General features: G+C 53.7%; 17 protein-coding genes and 2 tRNA genes. 10 read left to right on the plus strand and 9 right to left on the minus strand.

Annotated features, from left to right (window positions below; all coding sequences use genetic code 11):
- Nucleotides 1-88: 88 nt before the first annotated feature.
- Both JXQ85_RS06115 and JXQ85_RS06120 read right to left on the minus strand, forming a co-directional pair.
- Nucleotides 89-3,727, minus strand: coding sequence for a vitamin B12-dependent ribonucleotide reductase (locus tag JXQ85_RS06115; RefSeq protein ID WP_421747999.1), 3,639 nt, complete (start codon nucleotides 3,725-3,727; stop codon nucleotides 89-91).
- Between the two features lie 608 nt (nucleotides 3,728-4,335).
- Nucleotides 4,336-4,412: transfer RNA gene (locus JXQ85_RS06120), tRNA-Pro, on the minus strand.
- A gap of 169 nt (nucleotides 4,413-4,581) precedes the next feature.
- Here JXQ85_RS06120 and JXQ85_RS06125 point away from each other — a divergent pair.
- A complete protein-coding gene (locus tag JXQ85_RS06125; protein WP_421748000.1) occupies nucleotides 4,582-5,076 on the plus strand; it encodes a GNAT family N-acetyltransferase in 495 nt (164 codons plus the stop codon).
- A 13-nt stretch (nucleotides 5,077-5,089) separates the two neighbouring features.
- Here JXQ85_RS06125 and JXQ85_RS06130 read toward each other — a convergent pair.
- From JXQ85_RS06130 to pdxH, 4 genes are all read right to left on the minus strand, one after another.
- Nucleotides 5,090-5,166, minus strand: a tRNA-Pro gene (locus tag JXQ85_RS06130).
- A gap of 69 nt (nucleotides 5,167-5,235) precedes the next feature.
- Nucleotides 5,236-5,754 carry a DUF192 domain-containing protein gene (locus JXQ85_RS06135; RefSeq protein ID WP_421748001.1) on the minus strand — a complete coding sequence of 173 codons (519 nt, stop codon included), beginning with the start codon at nucleotides 5,752-5,754 and terminating at the stop codon, nucleotides 5,236-5,238.
- A 6-nt stretch (nucleotides 5,755-5,760) separates the two neighbouring features.
- Nucleotides 5,761-6,285 carry a cold-shock protein gene (locus JXQ85_RS06140; RefSeq protein WP_421748002.1) on the minus strand — a complete coding sequence of 175 codons (525 nt, stop codon included), beginning with the start codon at nucleotides 6,283-6,285 and terminating at the stop codon, nucleotides 5,761-5,763.
- A 124-nt stretch (nucleotides 6,286-6,409) separates the two neighbouring features.
- Nucleotides 6,410-7,015, minus strand: a complete 606-nt coding sequence (gene pdxH / locus JXQ85_RS06145; RefSeq protein WP_421748003.1) for a pyridoxamine 5'-phosphate oxidase — start codon at nucleotides 7,013-7,015, stop codon at nucleotides 6,410-6,412.
- 109 nt (nucleotides 7,016-7,124) lie between these two features.
- On the opposite strand from pdxH, the gene fabI reads away from it, so the two are divergent.
- From fabI to JXQ85_RS06180, 7 genes are all read left to right on the plus strand, one after another.
- Nucleotides 7,125-7,937, plus strand: a complete 813-nt coding sequence (fabI, locus tag JXQ85_RS06150) for an enoyl-ACP reductase FabI (RefSeq protein WP_421748004.1) — start codon at nucleotides 7,125-7,127, stop codon at nucleotides 7,935-7,937.
- 114 nt (nucleotides 7,938-8,051) lie between these two features.
- Nucleotides 8,052-8,660 carry a LysE family translocator gene (locus JXQ85_RS06155; RefSeq protein WP_421748005.1) on the plus strand — a complete coding sequence of 203 codons (609 nt, stop codon included), beginning with the start codon at nucleotides 8,052-8,054 and terminating at the stop codon, nucleotides 8,658-8,660.
- 40 nt (nucleotides 8,661-8,700) lie between these two features.
- Nucleotides 8,701-9,219: a xanthine phosphoribosyltransferase gene (gpt, locus tag JXQ85_RS06160; RefSeq protein WP_421748006.1), complete on the plus strand. Its 519-nt coding sequence runs from the start codon at nucleotides 8,701-8,703 to the stop codon at nucleotides 9,217-9,219.
- Nucleotides 9,220-9,222: 3 nt separating this feature from the next.
- Entirely contained in the window at nucleotides 9,223-10,404 is a 1,182-nt protein-coding gene (locus JXQ85_RS06165) for an aminotransferase (protein WP_421748007.1), read from the plus strand.
- 213 nt (nucleotides 10,405-10,617) lie between these two features.
- Nucleotides 10,618-12,462 carry a SurA N-terminal domain-containing protein gene (locus tag JXQ85_RS06170; protein ID WP_421748008.1) on the plus strand — a complete coding sequence of 615 codons (1,845 nt, stop codon included), beginning with the start codon at nucleotides 10,618-10,620 and terminating at the stop codon, nucleotides 12,460-12,462.
- A 12-nt stretch (nucleotides 12,463-12,474) separates the two neighbouring features.
- Nucleotides 12,475-13,986 carry an anthranilate synthase component I gene (gene trpE, locus JXQ85_RS06175; protein ID WP_421748009.1) on the plus strand — a complete coding sequence of 504 codons (1,512 nt, stop codon included), beginning with the start codon at nucleotides 12,475-12,477 and terminating at the stop codon, nucleotides 13,984-13,986.
- 69 nt (nucleotides 13,987-14,055) lie between these two features.
- Nucleotides 14,056-14,448 (plus strand): hypothetical protein, encoded by a 393-nt coding sequence (locus JXQ85_RS06180; protein ID WP_421748010.1) that lies wholly within the window; start codon nucleotides 14,056-14,058, stop codon nucleotides 14,446-14,448.
- Nucleotides 14,449-14,477: 29 nt separating this feature from the next.
- Here JXQ85_RS06180 and JXQ85_RS06185 read toward each other — a convergent pair whose 3' ends face one another.
- The 3 genes from JXQ85_RS06185 to JXQ85_RS06195 all read right to left on the minus strand — a co-directional run bounded on the left by JXQ85_RS06185 (nucleotide 14,478) and on the right by JXQ85_RS06195 (nucleotide 17,526).
- Nucleotides 14,478-15,101 carry a LysE family translocator gene (locus JXQ85_RS06185; protein WP_421748011.1) on the minus strand — a complete coding sequence of 208 codons (624 nt, stop codon included), beginning with the start codon at nucleotides 15,099-15,101 and terminating at the stop codon, nucleotides 14,478-14,480.
- A 106-nt stretch (nucleotides 15,102-15,207) separates the two neighbouring features.
- Entirely contained in the window at nucleotides 15,208-15,843 is a 636-nt protein-coding gene (locus tag JXQ85_RS06190) for a hypothetical protein (RefSeq protein WP_421748012.1), read from the minus strand.
- A gap of 300 nt (nucleotides 15,844-16,143) precedes the next feature.
- Nucleotides 16,144-17,526, minus strand: a complete 1,383-nt coding sequence (locus JXQ85_RS06195) for a divergent polysaccharide deacetylase family protein (RefSeq protein ID WP_421748013.1) — start codon at nucleotides 17,524-17,526, stop codon at nucleotides 16,144-16,146.
- Between the two features lie 174 nt (nucleotides 17,527-17,700).
- On the opposite strand from JXQ85_RS06195, the gene JXQ85_RS06200 reads away from it, so the two are divergent.
- Both JXQ85_RS06200 and trpD read left to right on the plus strand, forming a co-directional pair.
- On the plus strand, nucleotides 17,701-18,282 hold the full coding sequence (locus tag JXQ85_RS06200; protein WP_421748014.1) for an anthranilate synthase component II: 582 nt from the start codon (nucleotides 17,701-17,703) through the stop codon (nucleotides 18,280-18,282).
- Nucleotides 18,279-19,301: an anthranilate phosphoribosyltransferase gene (gene trpD, locus JXQ85_RS06205; RefSeq protein ID WP_421748015.1), complete on the plus strand. Its 1,023-nt coding sequence runs from the start codon at nucleotides 18,279-18,281 to the stop codon at nucleotides 19,299-19,301. The genes JXQ85_RS06200 and trpD overlap by 4 nt, the downstream gene beginning before the upstream one ends.
- The last annotated feature ends 17 nt before the right edge of the window (nucleotides 19,302-19,318 follow it).

Raw genomic sequence — 19,318 nt, forward strand, 5'->3', positions numbered from 1 at the left:
GGGCAAGCGCACCTGCCCTAGAATTCGTGGCGGAATTGACCCTCCGCCGGGGGACGGGTCTGGCCCAAGGGCCATCCCCAGGTGTTCCTTAACTACAACCTGAGGTCGCACCACAGGTGTTGCATTTCATACAAGTTCCATTGCGTACGAGCGTGTAGTTGCCGCAATCACCGCATGGATCGCCTTCATAGCCCTGCATTTTGGCTTTCGTGCGCTCGTCCATTGTCATAGTGCCAGAAGCAACCGCCGTACCCGAAGTCATGGCCGTTGGCTCTGCTGTTTCAGGTACAAGTTTCTTCAAAGCAACTTCGGCGTCCACACCGCCATTAAGCACCACCAAATCCTGTGGCAAACGCTTACGAAGATACCCGGTTGAGGACACTTGCTTCAGCATCTCAAGTGACCGTGAGGCTGCGTTTTCGCTCATCTCTTTGATGTTAGAAACACCTTCATTCTCGCCACGACCCAGATCATCGAAGGATGCGCCTTCTGGCTTCACATGCGCCAAATCTGTTCGATCTAGATAAGAAACAGCCAGTTCACGGAAGATATAATCCAGGATAGATGTCGCATTTTTGATAGAGTCATTGCCCTGCACCATGCCCGCTGGCTCGAATTTGGTGAAGGTGAAGGCATCTACGAACTCTTCCAGTGGCACACCGTATTGCAGACCAACTGACACGGCGATTGCGAAGTTGTTCATCATCGCGCGGAAGCCAGCGCCCTCTTTGTGCATGTCGATAAAGATTTCACCGAGGGAGCCATCAGAGTATTCACCAGTCCGCAGATAGACCTTATGACCGCCCACAATGGCCTTTTGGGTGTAGCCTTTACGACGCTCAGGCATTTTTTCCCGATCAGCTTTAAAGACCTCTTTGATGACAATCTTTTCGACGATCTTCTCTGCCAATACAGCCGCTTTTTCCTGCGGCGTGCCGCTTTCAAGGATCTCTTCGGCCTCTTCGTCATCTTCAATGAGTGCTGCAGCCAGAGGTTGTGACAATTTCGAGCCATCGCGATAGAGTGCGTTGGCCTTCACACCCAAGGACCAGCTCAGTTCATAAGCCTGTTGGCAGTCTTCGATCGTTGCATCATTCGGCATGTTGATCGTTTTTGAGATCGCGCCAGAGATAAAGGACTGCGCCGCCGCCATCATAGTGATGTGGCTATCCACCGACAGGAAGCGCTTACCCTTTTTGCCGCATGGGTTCGCACAGTCAAAGACTGGCAGATGCTCCTCTTTCAGATGCGGCGCCCCTTCTAGGGTCATCGTCCCGCAAACGTGGTCATTTGCCGCGTCGATATCCGCTTTCGAATAACCAAGGTGGCTCAGAAGGTTGAATTCTGGGTCCATCAACTTCGCTGCAGGTACGCCAAGCGTGCCAGTCACGAACTCTTCCCCCAAGGTGAAGTGGTTGAAAACAAAGCGGATATCAAAAGCCGTTGCCAATGCGCCGTCGACCCTATCGAGTTCTGCCTGTGTAAATCCATGGCCCTTCAGTGTAGTTGGGTTAATCGCAGGCGCGTTGCCCAATGTACCGTGTCCAACCGCGTAAGAGATGATCTCTTCGATCTGTGCAGAACCATAGCCCAGTTTTGCAAGGGCGGATGGCACAGAGCGGTTAATGATCTTGAAATACCCACCACCTGCGAGCTTTTTGAACTTCACCAGCGCGAAGTCCGGCTCGATACCTGTAGTATCGCAATCCATGACCAGACCAATCGTTCCGGTCGGTGCAATCACCGAAACCTGCGCGTTGCGATATCCGTGCTTTTTACCCAGCTCCAGCGCCTCATCCCAGGCTGCCATAGCCAGTTTTGACAAGTCCTGATCCGGTACATTGGCCAAATCGAGCGGCACAGGTTTTACAGCCAGATCTTCATAGTTATCTGTGGCACCGTAAGCCGCATTGCGGTGGTTGCGCATAACGCGCAGCATGTGATCAGCGTTGCGTTTGTAACCTGAAAACGGCCCCAACTCGCCCGCGATTTCCGCAGACGTCGCATAAGACACACCGGTCAGGATCGCTGTCAGAGCCCCTGCCAGCGCGCGGCCTTCGTCGCTGTCATAGCTAAAGCCCATGTTCATCAAGAGGCCACCGATATTGGCATAGCCCAGACCCAGGGTACGGAAGTCATAAGACAGCTGCGCGATTTCCTTGGATGGGAACTGCGCCATCATCACCGAGATCTCAAGCGTCACCGTCCAAAGACGGGTTGCATGCATGTAATCTTCGGCTTGGAACTTTCCGTCCTTGAGGAAGGTCAGCAGGTTCATCGAGGCCAGGTTACACGCCGTGTCATCAAGGAACATGTATTCAGAACAAGGGTTTGAACCGCGAATTTCACCATCTTCCGGGCAGGTGTGCCAGGCGTTTACAGTGTCGTGGAACTGAATGCCAGGATCTGCACAGGCCCATGCGGCGTGGCCCACTTGCTCCCACAAATCACGTGCCTTGATGGTCTTTGCCACCTTGCCATCAGTACGGCGGATCAGCTCCCAATCAGCATCCTCACGCACGGCCTTTAAGAAGGCATCGGTCACGCGGATCGAGTTGTTGGAGTTCTGACCCGACACAGAGGCATAGGCTTCACTGTCCCAATCAGTGTCGTATGTAGGGAATTCAATGCTGGCGTAGCCCTGTTTGGCATAGTCCAACACACGTTTCACGTAAGTCTCTGGGATCTTGGACTTACGCGCCCCTTTGATGGCTGTTTTCAGCTGATCGTTTTTCTTAGGGTCAACCGCATCTTCAGTTGAGCCGTCCCAGCCACGAATGGCCGAGAAAATCTCGTTCAGTTTTTCTTCGTGAACTTTGGAGCCCGCGACGATGGACGCCACTTTCTGCTCTTCTTTCACTTTCCAGTTGATGAATTCTTCGATGTCCGGGTGATCGGCATCACAGATCACCATTTTGGCGGCGCGGCGGGTTGTGCCGCCTGATTTGATCGCGCCCGCTGCACGGTCACCGATTTTCAAAAAGCCCATCAGACCAGATGAACGCCCACCACCAGAGAGTGACTCGCCATCTGCGCGCAGGCTGGAGAAGTTGGTGCCAGTACCCGAGCCATATTTAAAGAGACGCGCCTCGCGGACCCAGAGGTCCATAATGCCGCCTTCGTTCACCAGATCATCCGAAACGGATTGAATAAAGCAAGCATGCGGCTGTGGGTGCTCGTAAGACGACTTGGATTTGGTCAGCTTGCCGGTTTTGTAATCCACATAGTGGTGGCCCTGTGCCGGACCATCGATGCCATAAGCCCAATGCAAGCCGGTGTTAAACCACTGCGGAGAGTTCGGAGCAGCGCGCTGTGAGGCCAACATATGGCGCATTTCGTCAAAATATGCGCGGGCATCGTTTTCAGTGGTGAAATAACCACCCTTCCAACCCCAGTAGGCCCAAGCCCCAGCCAGACGATCAAACACCTGCTTAGCCGAGGTTTCGCCGCTCATTTCGGCGCCCTCATCTGGAACAGAGCGCCACAGGAACTCTGGAACGCCCTTTTCCTTGACCTTCTTCAGCTTGGACGGCACGCCCGCCTTACGGAAGTACTTCTGCGCAATCACATCCGAGGCAACCTGACTCCATTTTGCTGGGATCTCGACATTTTCCGCCTGAAAGACAATCGACCCGTCCGGGTTTTTGATCTCTGATGTGGTGGTGATAAAGTCTAGGTCCGCATATGCGTCTTGGTCTGCCTTGGTGAATTTACGCTCGATCTTCATTTTTGCCCCGAAGTCTTAAACTTGCTCAAATCTACACGCGGATGGCGTGATGGCCTGGCAGCAAACAGTGGGCAAAACTACATCTAGCGTGCACCAGCAGTGCGCGCGGAAGCCAGAGAAAACTCTGGACAACGTCTTTTATGTATAGTCCCTCTGCGGTCGCCGCGCCCACAATATATGGTGGCCATCTGATCCGCCCATACAATCTGGCGTATGTCGACCAATTGGGTCAACGATTTTATTTGAGAAAATTTGATGTCTTTGCTGTTGACCAAAGGGGGATTTCCGAAGGTCACGACCTTTGATTACGATTCTTAATTGCACGTTCATATTTGCGGCAGGAACCACCTGTTTGAGGACTTCACTCGAAGCCCTTCAAACAAAACAAAAAATTGAAATCGCAGCTAACCACGCCCCCAAAACCGCAACATATCGGGGTTAACGCGGCATTAATCACTAAATATATGATGCGTTCGATAACAATGATTATAATTGAGGCAGTAAAGCTGTCCCGGTTCACATAACAAGTCTCAACTTTGTGGAAACTTTGCAATCTACAGGACACGTCATAGCTGGGTGATCGACATGTCTTGGTGATGTGAAGGAAGTGGTCGGGGCGGCGAGATTCGAACTCACGACCCCCTGTACCCAAAACAGGTGCGCTACCAGACTGCGCTACGCCCCGGACCGTTCGCACCGTTTAAACTTCGTGATTGGGAAAGGGAAGAGGAAAATGTGTGATTTTTGCCTTGATCCAATATTTCCGCAAATCAAGGTCGGGACGTTTCTGATCGAGCCGCGATATGTAGACTTGAATGAAGTCCAATTTTCAATATCGTGGATTAAACCCAACTATGACAAGCAAGTATAGCTTTGTACGCCTAACCGACATTCCAACCGCGTCCATACGTGAACATATGTCAGATCCGCGGGTCGCCAAACACCTCCCCCTTATGACGAAGAATGAATGGCAAGACAGCGACGTCGAGTCCTTTATCAAAGTGAAAGAGGCCTGTTGGACAAACGATGGCCTGGGGCATTGGGCAATTCTGTCTGGCGATACTTATCTTGGATGGGGCGGTTTTCAAAAAGAAGAAAATGAATGGGACTTTGGCTTGGTGCTTCATCCTGATCATTTTGGCCATGGACTAAAGATAGCACATCAAGCGCTCCGCTACGCCGCAGAACACCCGGATATTTCTGAGGTCACATTCTTGCTAGCACCGTCCCGCAAAAATCTGAGTGCGCTAAAGCGCTTCGGCGCAGAATTTGTCGGTGAAGTCAGTTATGCAGATCAAACCTTCCTCAAATACCGGTTGGCTCTCCCGAAGGCTCAAAGCAGCTCTTAATATTTTTGAAAACTGGTCGGGGCGGCGAGATTCGAACTCACGACCCCCTGTACCCAAAACAGGTGCGCTACCAGGCTGCGCTACGCCCCGACCGTGAGGGGGGAATTAGTCGTTACGCGCTGGAATGAAAAGAGGAAAAGCGCAGATTATGATTTTTTTTTAACCAGCGTCTTTTTCACTTTGTTCAGAATCTTCATGGCAGGGCCAAGCGGCTTGGGTTTGCAGTACAGCTGGGTGACGCAACGCGCTACCCACCGTCATTCCCAATGCTTTGGCCAACCCGCCATTGATCTCAAGCACATACCGAGTGGGCAAAATACTGGGCAAAGGCGTTTCGTCCAACGGTTTGGCCTGATGGTGGATGTTCACCACCGTCCCGTTTTGATCGAGATAGATAATATCAAGTGGAATAAACGTGTTCCGCATCCAGAACGATACCGGACGGGTCTGATGATAAACAAACAACATGCCCTGCCCCATGGGCATCGACATTCTATCCATCAAACCTTTTGCACGCTCTGAGGCATTGTCTGCAACTTCAACCGAAAAGCGCGCTTCGCCCCAGTCACCACGCAAATGCACGGTGTCATGCCGGCAGGCCGCCTGCGCAGACACAGTAATGAGGCTGAAAACCAAAGCCCCCGTTAGTCGTTTCAGAAAACGGAGGCTTAAAGTCATTGCGCATTATCCTGGCTCTATTGCACTTTCCCAAGGGCTGACCTGCGCAGCCATCAAGCCGCGGCGCCCTTCGATCACACGGATAGCAAGCGCTTCACCGGGCTGCAACTCTGCCAGCCCCTGCTTGCGCAGCACTTCGACGTGAACAAAGATGTCTTCATCCTGACCAAAGACATTGGCAAAACCAAAGCCTTTGCCTTTATCAAACCACTTCACCCGAGCAGGCTCGAGTGGCAGTTTCGAAATCTCAGACGGATCGAACTCTTCAAAATCAGCGAGAGGTGCAGTTTGTTCTGATTCTGGAACATGGATGCTTAGAATTTCGACGGCTTGCACGCCGCGTTGTGTTTCCTGAGCAACCAATTCAATGCGGGCACCATCAGCCACAGAGCTTTGTCCAAAGTTCCGCAACACATTGGCATGCAACAGAATGTCTGGCCCGCCATTGTCTGCAACTACAAAGCCAAATCCTTTTACCGGATCAAACCACTTCACCTGCCCCCCAACTTTTTGGGCAGTTACATTTTCCATTTTCACGGCCTTACCTTACGTAACCCCATCCCCAGGGTCACCCCTTACTTGCGACAATTCCCTTATAACGGCAAGGGAAAAATCTTAACTCTTTCATAGGGTTGCATTTTACGTGACGTGAAAGTCAAGGGTTCAAACGTATAGTTTCCCAAGCATCAGAAGGGGTTGCGCGTTTCCAGACAAAGCGATCATGCAGACGAAACGCCCCGTCAGCCCAAAATTCAATTTCAACTGGTTCAATCCGAAAACCGCCCCAAAATGGCGGGCGTTTTGGACTAAGCCCATGTTGTGCCGACATCTTCGCAGCTTTCGCCACAAGACTGGCGCGTGAGTCCAAAGGTTGAGACTGATCACTGGCCCAGGCCCCAAGCCGGCTTTTTAGGGAGCGCGAGTTATAATAGGCGTCAGCCTTGGCGCCATCCTCGCGTGTCACTGTACCGCGCACTCGCACCTGACGGCGCAGTGATTTCCAATGCATGACAAAAGCAGCATTACCGCCATGCTCTATCTCTTGGGACTTGGCCGAGCCGTAGTTGGTGTAAAACACAAACGCCGTATCTTCGATATCTTTCAACAGCACCATCCGCGCATTTGGCATACCTTGGGCATCCACTGTGGACAGCGCAATCGCGTTTGCATCATTGGGCTCCGTCTTTTCAGCTTCAGCCAGCCACGTTCGAGTGATTTCAAACGGGTTATCGCCAGCAAATATTCCAGTGCGGTCTGACATGTGTTTCTCCGATGCCATGGTGGGCAAAACCCCTGCTCTGCGGCCTTGATGCTGAGGGGGTGATCGCCTAAAGGTGCCTTAAAAGGAAATAAGGGACGGAGTTGTCCAAATGTCAAACAATCTGATGGCAGGCAAGCGCGGCCTGATCATGGGCCTCGCGAATGATAAGTCGATCGCATGGGGTATCGCGAAGGCCTGCGCCGATGCAGGTGCGGAAATGGCGTTCTCTTACATGGGCGACGCTTTCAAGAAACGTGTTCAGCCTTTGGCTGATCAACTGGGCGTCGACACGCTGATCGACTGTGATGTCTCTGATCCAGAGTCGATCGACGCAGCATTCGCTCAGATCGAAGAGAAGTGGGGCAAGATTGATTTTATCGTTCATGCCATTGGTTTCTCAGACAAAAACGAGCTGCGCGGCCGATATGTCGATACCAGCCGTGACAACTTCCTGATGACCATGGACATCTCTTGCTACAGCTTCACTGCCGTGATGAAGCGTGCTGAGAAACTGATGACTGAAGGTGGTTCTGCCCTGACCCTGACCTATTATGGTGCTGAGCAAGTGATGCCGCACTATAACGTCATGGGTGTTGCCAAGGCTGCTTTGGAAGCCTCTGTGAAATACCTTGCAGAAGACCTTGGTAAAGACGGCATCCGTGTTAATGCAATCTCTGCAGGTCCAATCAAAACGCTGGCAGCCTCCGGGATTGGCGATTTCCGCTACATCCTGAAATGGAACGAATACAACTCACCGCTGCGTAAAACAGTGACCATCGACGAAGTTGGTAACTCTGCGCTTTATCTGCTGAGCGATCTGTCTTCTGGTGTGACCGGTGAAAACCTGCACGTCGATTCAGGTTACCACGTGGTTGGCATGAAGGCGGTTGATGCGCCTGACATCGACGCTGGTAAAAAGTAAACGCAGCCTCATAAGCAGACAAAAGAACGGACCCAGCCACGCTGCGGTCCGTTTTTCTTTGACATTTGCCCCTCAGCGCCCTTCCCTGCTGAAACGCAAGTTGGAGGCTAGGGCTTGGAACTGACACACATCATCGCTTTTAATCTGACGCTGATCGCAGCCATTCTCAGCCCCGGTCCAGCGATGCTGGTTGCTTTGCGCGCCACATTGGCTCAGGGGCGGCGTGCAGGTATTTTGACCGGGTTTGGCCTTGGCATGATGGCCGCTGGCTGGACAACGATGGCGCTTTTAGGATTGGAAAGCCTGTTTCTGCTGTTCCCATGGGCCTATGTCACGATGAAAACTCTGGGCGCGCTTTATCTGATCTGGATCGCCTATAAGACCTGGCGCACCGCAAGCACCCCTTTGACGGAAGCCAAATCAATACCTGCCCGTCGTGCGTTTCTAAACGGCGTGTTTGTGAACTTCGCCAACCCAAAATCCGTGCTTTTTGCCTCAGCCGTATTGCTTGTGATCTTCCCACGGGATTTGATCTTGGCGGAAAAAGCACTGGTAGTGCTCAACCATCTCTGTGTTGAATTGGTATTCTATACAGGTTTTGCCCTCCTGCTCTCGACCAAACGGTCAAAAACGGGCTATTTGCGCCTCAAACCGATTTTTGACCGAGTCGCTGCCCTCGTGTTGGGCGCGCTTGGACTGCGTCTGTTGCTAGATCGTTCGTAAGGCGTCGCGACAGAGCACCAAGACACGAAAGGAAAAGACTATGAGTGAACGTTTGCCACATGAAAAAGGCTTTCACATCAGTTGGGACCAATTGCACCGCGATGCGCGCGCGTTGGCGTGGCGGTTGGATGGTAAAGGTCCGGATGATGGCGCTTGGAAAGCTGTTGTGGCCATTACTCGTGGTGGCATGGCGCCAGCAATGATTGTCGCGCGCGAGCTTGATATACGCGTGGTCGATACGATCAGCGTCAAATCCTACAGCGCAGGTGGCGGCGACACAGCCGAGCGTCGCGAAGCCGAAGTTCTAAAATCGCCGTCTGACGACATTATGGGCGATGGCACCGGCATTCTGGTCATCGATGATCTGGTAGATTCTGGCAAAACACTGGAACTCGTTCGAGAGCTTTATCCGAACGCCCATTTCGCAACTGTCTATGCCAAACCAAAAGGCGAGCCGCAGGTGGATACCTTCATCACCGGCGTCAGCCAGGACACATGGATCTTCTTCCCATGGGATATGGCGCTGCAATATGTTCAGCCGTATCGCGGCAACGACTAATCTATGAAGGGCGGACGCACGCAGCACACGTTTTCCCCGCCGGTCATGGAGGCTCGGCGGTGGATTGCGGGAAAGGAATTTCCAGCGGAGCGCCCGTTGATCAACGTCAGCCAGGCCGCCCCCATGGACCCTCCGCCTGAGGCATTGCGCGCGCATATCGCAGAAACTGCACTCACTGTGCCCGAGGCGCATCTGTATGGGCCCGTACTTGGTCTGCCAGCGCTAAGGGCAGAACTGGCCAGCCGTTGGACAGCAAAATACGGCGGGCAGATAAGCAGTGGTCAGGTTGCAATAACATCAGGCTGCAACCAAGCCTTCGCTGCCGCGGTCAGCGCGATTGCCGCGGAAGGTGATGAGGTCATTCTGCCAACACCATGGTATTTCAATCATAAAATGTGGTTGGATATGCAAGGTGTGACAGCAGTAGCTCTTGAAACAAACGCAGCGTTATTGCCCAACATTGAAACTGCCCAGTCTCTGATCACCGACAAAACCCGCGCCATTGCATTGGTCACTCCGAACAATCCGGCAGGTGTGGAGTATCCGTCTGAACTGGTACGCGCCTTCTTTGACTTGGCCCGTGAACACGGGCTTAAGCTGATTGTTGACGAAACTTACCGCGATTTTGACAGCCGCACAGGCGCACCGCACCCACTGTTTGCTGACCCTGATTGGGCCGAGACGCTGATCCATCTTTATTCCTTCAGCAAAGCCTACCGCCTAACCGGGCACCGCATCGGCGCGGTGATCACCGGCGCACCCCTATTAGCTGAGCTTGAAAAGTTCCTCGATACGGTTACGATCTGCCCGAACCAATTGGCTCAACATGCCGCCCTTTGGGGCATGCAAAATCTTGATGGCTGGCTGGCGGCCGAACGCCTGAAAGTGCTGGATCGTCGAACAGCAATCAAAGAGTGCTTTCCGACATTAGAAGCGCGCGGATGGCAGCTACTGGGGCTCGGCGCTTATTTTGCCTATCTCAAACACCCGTTTGAACTGTCTTCACTGGAGCTTGCGCAAAAGCTTGTGGATGAGGCGCATGTCTTGGCCCTACCCGGCATCATGTTTCATCCGGCGGGCAGCAACCGTGGCGAAACAGAGATTCGTCTGGCCTTTGCAAATGTGAACGCGGATCAGATCGCAACGCTCTTTGATCGGCTCGAAGCTTATCGCCCCATAAGCTAAGCCCCGGCCATTCACGCCAAATCCCGAGAGCCAGGCCCAAATTCAAGCCTGCACGCCAGCGCAGACCGCTGGATCACCTATTATTCAGGTGTTAGCGCTTGCTCCCCCCTTTGGTGCGTCGTAGACATCCACAAACCGGTTTTTTGCTCAGGTTTCACGCCTTGGCAAAGCGCCCCGGAATAACACGCAGGGCAAAGCAAGAAAGAGAACCAAATGGCCGTACAAAACTCCTTCACCAAAACTCTGGTCTGGGTACTGATGGGCATGTTGATCCTCGGCCTTGGCGGCTTTGGCATCACCAACCTTGGTGGCTCCGTTCAATCCGTTGGCAAAGTCGACGGTAAAGCCATTGGCGTGAACGACTATTACCGCGCGGTTGAGCAGGAATTGAACGCGATCCAAGCCCAAACGGGTCAGCGCATCACCTTTGCTCAGGCGCAGCAATTTGGTCTGTCTCAACAAGTTCTCTCCCGCCTCGTGTCACAGCGCGCTCTTGATGGCGAAGCAGAACGTCTAGGTTTGTCGATGGGCGATGAAAACCTGCGCGATCAGATCGTGACCATTCCTGCCTTTCAATCTCTGGACGGGTCCTTTGACCGCGAAGCCTATCGTTTTGCGCTGCAGAACTCTGGCATGAGCGAAGTTGATTTCGAAAACAGCCTACGCGAAGACGCGGCCCGCACTCTGCTGCAATCGGCAATTGTTGGCGGTATTGAAATGCCTGATGCTTACGCGACGGTTCTAGCGCAATTCTTGGGTGAGACCCGCAATTTTTCTTATGTCAGCGTTAGCGAAGCCAATTTGGATGCAGCCGTCCCAGTTCCATCTGATACGGATCTGCGCAGCTTTTATGACGCCAATACCGATCAATTCATGCAGCCTGCCACACGCGACATTACCTATGCTTGGGTCGCGCCTTCTATGCTGCTGGACACGGTCGAGGTTGACGAAGAAAGCCTGAAAGCGGCTTACGACGACCGCGATGCAGAATTTAACCAACCAGAACGCCGCCTGGTTGAGCGTTTGGTCTTTGGGACCGAAGAGGAAGCCAAAGAAGCACAACGCGCGATCGAGATTGGTAATGCCACGTTTGAAGAACAGGTTGAAGCACGCGGTCTGGACCTCGCGGATGTCGATATGGGTGATGTTACTCAATCGTCTCTTGGAGATGCGGGCGAAGGTGTCTTTGCCGCAAACTCCGGCGATGTTGTCGGACCCTTCACAAGCGATCTGGGACCGGCCCTCTTCCGTGTGAACGCCGTTCTGGCGGCGCGCAGCACCAGCTTTGAGGATGCCAAATCCGACTTGCGTGATGAAATCGCCATCGACCGCGCTCGCCGTGTGATCGACGCTGAAATCAACACCGTTGATGACCTACTTGCAGGTGGCGCAACACTGGAAGAAGTGGCTGCAGAAACCGATCTGGTTCTGGCAACCATCAACTACCACACCGGGTCTGACGAAGATATCGCAGGCTATGCAGACTTCCGCACAGCCGCCCTAGCGGCCCAAGAAGGCGACTTCCCAGAAGTAGCAAGCCTGGATGACGGCGGCATCTTTGCCCTGCGTCTGGATGGCACGTCTGAAGCCGCTCCATTGCCATTTGACGAGGCGCGCGACGCGGTTGAAACCGCATGGCGCGCAGAACAATTGCAAGTCGCATTGGCCACGAAATCAGACGCATTGGTCAAAGAGATGGAAGCAGGCGCTGACATCATCACCTTGGGCCTCGTTGTTGCGCAGGAACAAGATCTGACCCGCAGCGATTTCCTGCCAGACGTACCGCGCAGCCTTCTGGAAACCGTTTTTGAAATGGACCAAGGCGACATCCGCGCAATCGAAGATCAAGGCCGCTATCTGATCGTCGAGCTTGATGCAGTTGCACAAGCTGACCTGAGCAATGCTGAAAACACATCCATTCAGAATGTGATCAGCCAACAGGTTGGCCAGTCTCTGACGCAAGACATTCTGAACGCATATGCGACCCATATTGGTGCAAACGCCGATATCGAAATTGACCAGCACGCGCTTGCCGCTGTGCATGCTCAACTGCACTAAGGACGAAGACCCGTGGCCCTAACCCCTTCTTTTGACGAATTTGAAGCGGCCTATAAGGCTGGCCAAAATCAGGTTGTCTACACCCGCCTTGCGGCGGATCTTGATACGCCCGTTTCTTTAATGCTTAAGCTGACGGGTGCGCAGAAAGACGCCTTTATGCTGGAATCCGTGACCGGCGGCGAGGTCCGTGGGCGCTATTCCATCATCGGCATGAAACCAGATGTAATCTGGCAGTGCCACGACAAGCAAAGCCGCATCAATCGTCAGGCCCGCTTTGATGGCGACGCTTTCACGACGCAGGATGGTGATCCTCTGGAAAACCTGCGCGCCTTGATTGCGGAAAGCAAAATCGATCTGCCTGATGATCTGCCGCAAGCCTCTGCCGGTCTGTTTGGCTTTCTCGGCTACGACATGATCCGCTTGGTTGAACATCTGCCAAACGTAAACCCAGACCCGCTGGGCCTGCCTGACGCCTGCATGATGCGCCCTTCCGTTGTCGCTGTTTTGGATGGTGTCAAAGGCGAAGTGACCGTGGTCTCCCCTGTTTGGGTAGCCGAGGGCCAATCTGCCCGTGCGGCATATGCCCAGGCTGGTGAGCGCGTGATGGACGCCGTACGCGATCTAGAGCGCGCCATGCCCCAAGCCAGCCGTGATCTTGGGGATGAGCTACAGGTCGGTGATCCGGTCAGCAACTTCACCAAATCGGGCTATATGGACGCGGTCAACAAGGCCAAGGAATACATTAAAGCCGGAGACATCTTTCAGGTCGTGCCAGCCCAACGCTGGACGCATGATTTCCCACTGCCGCCGTTTGCATTGTATCGCTCGCTGCGCCGCACCAACCCGTCGCCCTTTATGTTTTACTTCAACTTCGGCGGCTATCAGGTCATCGGTGCAAGCCCGGAAATTTTGGTGCGTGTCTTTGGCAACGAAGTCACCATTCGCCCGATCGCTGGCACGCGCCCGCGTGGTGCAACACCTGAAGAAGACCGTGCGAACGAGGCCGATTTGCTAGCCGACAAGAAAGAACTGGCAGAGCATCTGATGTTGCTCGATCTGGGTCGCAACGACACTGGCAAGGTCTCTAAAGTTGGCACCGTGCGCCCGACTGAAAAATTCATCATCGAGCGCTACAGCCACGTGATGCACATTGTATCAAACGTCGTTGGCGAACTTGCTGACAACCAAGACGCGCTCTCGGCCTTCTTTGCGGGCATGCCTGCGGGCACCGTGTCAGGTGCGCCAAAAGTCCGCGCGATGGAAATCATCGACGAGCTGGAACCTGAAAAACGCGGCGTCTATGGCGGCGGTGTTGGGTATTTCTCAGCCGGTGGCGATATGGACATGTGTATCGCGCTGCGCACGGCAATTGTGAAAGACAAAAAGCTTTATGTGCAAGCCGGTGGCGGTGTCGTTTACGATAGCGACCCAGAGGCTGAGTACATGGAGACTGTCCACAAATCCAACGCGATCCGCCGCGCAGCTGAAGACGCTGGCCGCTTTGATGGGCACGGGAACAGCTAAACCGCGCTTCCCTCTTTATGTCTTGGCTTAAACACGTAGTCTTCCCGAAAATCGCGCGGGGAGATTGGGATGCGAAAGCAATATCACAACAGGGATGTGAACGGTGATCGTCACATCTGGGACGTTCACAAGCTGGTGCGCGCATCTCAAGATCTGCCCGTGATCTCAATTGCGCTGGTTGACATCGCTGAACTGGACGAACTCTGGTGGTTTCAAACTGCTGATGACATTCCAACGCCGCGCTCGATTGCAGAGCACATGCAATTGGTACAACAGACGGACCTGCGGTTTCCAATCTTACTGTGCAGCGATGGACGATTGATGGACGGTATGCACCGTGTCGTTAAAGCCCTGTCTGAAGGGCGTGACACAATCCAAGCCATCAGATTTCCGCAAACACCTGCACCTGATTTCATCAATGTAGATGTAAACACTCTTCCGCAAACCGATGAAGAGATTTGAATCCTAGCTGTCTTTGTAAGCCTAGTCCGCTATGGCAACTTAGCAGTTACAATCTTCAAGCCAGCCAATCCAAACCCGGCTGCGAACACGGCTTCAAACCAACGGCGCGCTTTTACATAGATAGACGTCATCTTTGACGACGAAAACAGGATTGCATAGCAGCAATAGACTATGGTGGCCTGCAGCCCGACCGCCCCCACCACCAACGTCAATTGCTGGGTGCTCGCCGAGGCAGGCATACCAATCGAATAGAGAGCGCCAAAGAACAAAATCGATTTTGGGTTCATGATATGAAGCGCTGCGCCACGCAGGATAAGCAATCTTGCAGAACCTTGAATCATGCGTGTTTCAACAGGCGTTGCAGACAATGCCGAACGTGTCGACCTCCAAGCCAGGTAAAGGAGGTATGCTGCGCCCAGATAGCGAATTAATTCAAACACCCAGGCGTTTGTCATCATAACCGCCCCAAGTCCCAGTGCTGCAGCGATCGACCAAGTCAGCGATCCAATGATGATGCCGAAGGTGAGAAACATGCCCGCCCGTCTGCCTCGTGCCATCGATGTGCCTGCTATCGCCAGAGACGCTGGTCCAGGACTTAGGCTTGCGGCCAAAGCCGCAAGTAAAATGGCTATCAAGTTCAGATCACCAATCACAACTAGGCTCCATTAAAACGTCTCACAGCACCCTAATCCGCGCCAAACTGCTGTGCAATATGGGTTGGAATTGCCGCGCTTCACCGATGAAGGGTTTGAAAAAATGTCAGTAGGCATCCACAAAGATTTGCGCTTCAACCCCAGCCGAAGCCAGAGCAGTCTTGATTTCATCAAGAGCGTTTGCATCTGCAGAGCTGACAATCAGAACATCATTCACAATCAAAGAGTAAAGAGGGGCTGTGGCTTCGGCCTGAGCATCGGAGCTTGTGTCAAGGCTGGCCAGATATTCCTCGGCGGCACCACGAGAGCGTGGCCCCCACTTCCCATCATGAGAGACGCCAATGGTATACTGCACGTCCTTGGTCATCTCTTTACTCACCGGGCGACCGGAATTTAGATCAAGCAAGGCCTGCTCCAAGGCGTATTGATCCGTGATGCGCTCCGGAATGAAGATATTTTTACAAGTCTCTACGTCTTTGTAGCGCGTGACCGTCTTTTTGCTGTTCTCATGACCGACAGCGCCACCGATCAGCGCCCCTGCAGCGGTGCCAGCGCCGTTATCAGTTATGACCTTTCCAATGACGCCGCCGATGATGGCCCCGCCGATGACCTTTTCCGGCTGCCCGCCTTTGACGGTCGCCTGATAAGGCACAGAGGATGTGGTGCAGCGGGTTTCGTAGGTGCCTGCAAAGGCTTGCGAAGTGATCAGTATTGCCGCTGCAGCGATTAGTAGAACTTTCATGGGTCTATTCCTTTCATGAGCCAAACGGTTGGATGGGTCGATCAACACAACCGCAGGCGATCTCCATGCTTGACGATCGAGCAAACCTGGATCGCAGCTTGGCTGTTACCTGCGTTCAGCTAGGCAAACCGACAAGTGTTATTCAATATCACCGCGCATTTCCGCTGTTTTGCAGAGGGAAACGGCAGGAGTTCGCGTAGCGTCCCTATCCGTTCATTGGGTCAAGAATAGCACAATTCGTAATCAATTGCCGTAAGCCGGGCTAAAGCCCGGCCTACTTTGCCAATTGTTTTAGCAGATCTATTGCACCGTTTGGGCCAACAACGCCGAAACCGGCGCAATTGAAACCGTGCTGGCACGGTCTTGCAATGCCCAGCTGGCCAAGGCCGCAATGGTGCTGTTTTGCATCCGTCCCAACATCAATACCGCCTCGTTCTGGCGCGCCTTAAAGGCGGCTTGATCCAGGAATCGACGGATCACAACATCACTTTGCCCGCTGCCATCAAAATCGCGGAAAACAGTCACCGCGCCCACACCTTCGCGCACGGCGAGCTTCTGGGCGGTGTTCAAACCCTTGGGCTGGAAGACCACGCCATGGCCGCTGGAAAGAGCATAAGCGATCACTTGATCTGACACAGCACGGTTTTCCTGAACGCCTCCGTCAAAGCCGTCCATCAGGGCAACGGCCTCTGGCACATTGGCCAATTGGCTTTCAATATTTACCGCCACATCGCTTGCGGTTGCACCCACGGGGAAATCCATAAGGGCCAAGACTTCAAGCCCCGCACCGCGTAGCGCTGCCGCACGCGCCAGCGCGTCAGCCGATTGCGCGTTTACAGCAATGCTCATCGGCATTGGAAATTCTGCAAGGGTTTGCAAATCAATGCCGGCCGCAGGGTCATCCAGCAACACAATCGAAAGCAAAGGTTTGTCCGCCTCACCTTCAAAGGCCGTTGAAAATGCTTCTAGCGGAGGCTTTGCCATCTCGACCGCGACGTCTTCAGTAGCCGGTTGATCGGCTTCTGCATATACTGTTGGCAAGCGGGTTGAGGTGTGTTGGGTGAAGCTTTCTTGGAACCCTGTTACGGGTTTGAGCAGCGATGTGGTCTCTTCGTCGCTCACGTCTGGCGCCACGATATCTGCACCGGATTCCACAACCGCGGGGGCGGCTTCAGCACCTTCATCAGCAACGGCTTCAGGATTATCAAAAGCCTGTGTATCAGCCGTCTGCGGGCTGAGTGGTTGCGCCGGGTCTACCGAAATCGACGGTTCATCATCTGCCCCTGGGCTTGCGATCGCATTGGCTTGCGGATTGGGTAAAACTGGCGATTCAGAGTTTACAGCGACATCCACGGCCCCATTTTGCGCAGGGGCCGACGGCGTATCCGCCACCGTCGAAGTGTTGGGCTTAGGCGCTGAGGCAAAGTCAGCGACTGGCGCCCCATCCGCACCTTCAACTGCGGCAGGCGTCTGCGCTGTAGCGTCGGCATTCACCGGTGCATCTGTATCAGAGGTTACGGCCAAAGGCGTGTTCACAGCCGCTTCTGGCGCAGCAGTTGCAGGCCCTTGTGCCTGTGGCACAGCCACATTTGACGGCAATGGCGCCAATAACGACACGACGCCAGCCAGCATCAAGCCCAACACACCGCCAAAGAACAAACCTGTGAAAATCCCGCGTAACATCGCTCTTGCCCTCAGTTTTAACTCAACTCGATTTAACATCGTATTTTTGGGTCGCTTTTTGTGCTGTTGACCCGCAGCCCCTCTTGACCCTTCCGGCCAAGCCTGTCCATGTATACCCCGTCTATGGGCTGGGTTAATACCCTGTTCTTACTTTGAATGAAAATGAGTGCCGCTATGCTGCTTCTGATCGATAACTACGACAGTTTCACCTATAACCTCGTGCATTATTTGGGCGAGCTTGGGGCCGACGTAGAGGTCTGGCGGAACGATGCGCTGAACACTCAGGAAGCCATGGCGATGAAGCCTGAGGGCATTTTGCTCTCCCCGGGTCCTTGTACGCCTGATGATGCAGGTATTTGTTTAGCGCTTGTCGAAGCGGCCGCGGAAACCAAAACGCCTTTGATGGGTGTGTGTTTGGGCCATCAATCCATCGGTCAGGCTTTTGGTGGTAACGTTGTGCGCTGTCATGAGATCGTGCACGGCAAAATGGGCATGATGCATCACCACGACAAAGGGTTGTTCAAAGGGCTGCCAACACCGTTTGAAGCAACCCGCTATCATTCCTTGATTGTCGAGCGTGAAACTCTGCCCGATTGTCTGGAAATCACAGCTGAGTTGGAAGATGGCACCATCATGGGCTTGCAGCATAAAGAACTGCCAATCCAAGGCTGCCAGTTCCACCCGGAAAGCATCGCGTCCGAGCACGGCCACGCCATGCTGCAGAACTTCTTGGATACGATGAAGGTGCCAGCATGAGCGACGCGCTAAAACCTCTGATCCATGCGGCTGCCGAGGGACCACTCTCGCCAGAGCAAGCGGAACAAGCCTTCGAAATTCTGTTTAATGGCGAAGCCACACCTAGCCAGATTGGTGGGCTATTGATGGCATTGCGGACCCGTGGTGAAACGGTGGATGAATACGCCGCCGCCGCCGCTGTGATGCGCGCGAAATGTGTGCCGGTGAAAGCACCCGAAGGTGTCATCGACATCGTTGGCACAGGTGGCTCTGGCAAACACACGCTGAACATCTCAACGGCTTCGATCTTTACCGTCGCTGGGGCTGGCGTCCCTGTAGCGAAACACGGCAACCGCAAAGCCAGCTCAAAATCTGGCACGGCGGATGTACAAAGCGAGCTTGGCATCAATGTCATGGTTGGCGCGGATGTGGTTGAAAAGGCACTAGAAACCTGCGGCGTGGGTTTCATGATGGCTCCAATGCATCACCCTGCAATCAAACACGTCATGCCAACCCGCTTAGAACTCGGCACGCGCACGATCTTTAACATCCTGGGACCGCTGACCAACCCGGCCGGTGCAAAACGTCAAATCACCGGGGCGTTTTCCCGCGATTTGATCCGCCCCATGGCAGAAACACTGGGCAAGCTCGGTTCCGAACGTGCATGGCTGGTACATGGATCTGACGGCACGGACGAGCTGACCATCACCGGAACAAGCTACGTTTCAGCGCTGGAAATCGACGGTACAGTGCGCGATTTCGAATTGCACCCTGAAGACGCAGGCCTTCCAGTACATGCGTTTGAGGAAACTGTCGGTGGCACGCCGGAATACAACGCAAACGCTTTGCGCGTTTTGCTCGATGGTGCTGAAGGTGCCTATCGTGATGCGGTTCTCTTGAACTCTGCAGCAGCTCTGGTGATTGCCGACAAGGCAGCCGACCTGAAGCAAGGCGTTGAGATTGCCGAAGACAGCATTGATTCTGGCAAGGCAAAGGCCAAACTAGAGTGTCTTGCAAAGCTGACCTCCGAAGCAGCCTAAAGCGCAGAACAGGCGGA

It is taken from the genome of Cognatishimia sp. (assembly GCF_049116455.1).
Classification (GTDB): Bacteria; Pseudomonadota; Alphaproteobacteria; order Rhodobacterales; family Rhodobacteraceae; genus Cognatishimia.

Bases quoted from the DNA above. Each gene is read 5' to 3' on its own strand.
- JXQ85_RS06200 (WP_421748014.1), top strand. From the start codon at position 17,701: ATGCTGCTTCTGATCGATAACTACGACAGTTTCACCTATAACCTCGTG.
- JXQ85_RS06135 (WP_421748001.1), bottom strand. From the start codon at position 5,754: ATGACTTTAAGCCTCCGTTTTCTGAAACGACTAACGGGGGCTTTGGTT.
- trpD (WP_421748015.1), top strand. From the start codon at position 18,279: ATGAGCGACGCGCTAAAACCTCTGATCCATGCGGCTGCCGAGGGACCA.
- gpt (WP_421748006.1), top strand. From the start codon at position 8,701: ATGAGTGAACGTTTGCCACATGAAAAAGGCTTTCACATCAGTTGGGAC.
- JXQ85_RS06140 (WP_421748002.1), bottom strand. From the start codon at position 6,285: ATGGAAAATGTAACTGCCCAAAAAGTTGGGGGGCAGGTGAAGTGGTTT.
- JXQ85_RS06165 (WP_421748007.1), top strand. From the start codon at position 9,223: ATGAAGGGCGGACGCACGCAGCACACGTTTTCCCCGCCGGTCATGGAG.
- pdxH (WP_421748003.1), bottom strand. From the start codon at position 7,015: ATGTCAGACCGCACTGGAATATTTGCTGGCGATAACCCGTTTGAAATC.
- fabI (WP_421748004.1), top strand. From the start codon at position 7,125: ATGTCAAACAATCTGATGGCAGGCAAGCGCGGCCTGATCATGGGCCTC.
- JXQ85_RS06180 (WP_421748010.1), top strand. From the start codon at position 14,056: ATGCGAAAGCAATATCACAACAGGGATGTGAACGGTGATCGTCACATC.
- JXQ85_RS06125 (WP_421748000.1), top strand. From the start codon at position 4,582: ATGACAAGCAAGTATAGCTTTGTACGCCTAACCGACATTCCAACCGCG.
- JXQ85_RS06190 (WP_421748012.1), bottom strand. From the start codon at position 15,843: ATGAAAGTTCTACTAATCGCTGCAGCGGCAATACTGATCACTTCGCAA.
- JXQ85_RS06115 (WP_421747999.1), bottom strand. From the start codon at position 3,727: ATGAAGATCGAGCGTAAATTCACCAAGGCAGACCAAGACGCATATGCG.
- JXQ85_RS06195 (WP_421748013.1), bottom strand. From the start codon at position 17,526: ATGTTACGCGGGATTTTCACAGGTTTGTTCTTTGGCGGTGTGTTGGGC.
- JXQ85_RS06170 (WP_421748008.1), top strand. From the start codon at position 10,618: ATGGCCGTACAAAACTCCTTCACCAAAACTCTGGTCTGGGTACTGATG.